1 protein-coding gene is annotated in these 538 nt (G+C 60.2%); it reads right to left on the bottom strand.

Annotation, left to right across the window (positions count from 1 at the left end):
* On the bottom strand, positions 1 to 538 hold a 538-nt coding region (locus tag K5E19_RS23795), incomplete at both ends, for a zinc-binding dehydrogenase (RefSeq protein ID WP_221553380.1).

The raw sequence follows: 538 nt of genomic DNA, 5'->3' as shown, positions 1-538 counted from the left end.
ATCCTCGACCATCCCCGGCAGCTGGGTGCGCCCTTTTACGCCACCAAATGCGGAGCCGCGCCAGACGCGCCCGGTCACCAGCTGGAATGGACGGGTTTTGATCTCCTGACCCGCCCCTGCCACGCCGATGATGATGCTCTCACCCCAGCCTTTGTGGCAGCATTCCAGCGCAGAGCGCATGACATTGACGTTGCCGATACACTCAAAGCTGAAATCCACGCCGCCGTCGGTCAGTTCAACAATCACATCCTGAACCGGTTTGTCGTAGTCTTTCGGGTTGATGAAATCCGTTGCGCCCATTTCACCGGCCAGTTTGAATTTCTCCGGGTTGGTATCGACTGCGAGGATGCGCCCGGCTTTCGCCTGTACCGCGCCCTGAATCACCGCCAGACCGATCCCGCCGAGACCAAACACCGCCACGGTGTCGCCCTCTTTCACTTTCGCCGTGTTGTGTACCGCGCCGATACCGGTGGTCACGCCGCAGCCCAGCAGGCAGACTTTATCGAGCGGCGCCTGTGGATTCACTTTCGCTAGGGAA

The sequence above is a fragment of the Enterobacter sp. RIT637 genome, from assembly GCF_019718755.1.
Lineage (GTDB): Bacteria > Pseudomonadota > Gammaproteobacteria > Enterobacterales > Enterobacteriaceae > Enterobacter.
The sequence above is the reverse complement of the archived record's forward strand: the minus strand, read 5'-3'. Positions and strand labels throughout refer to the sequence as shown.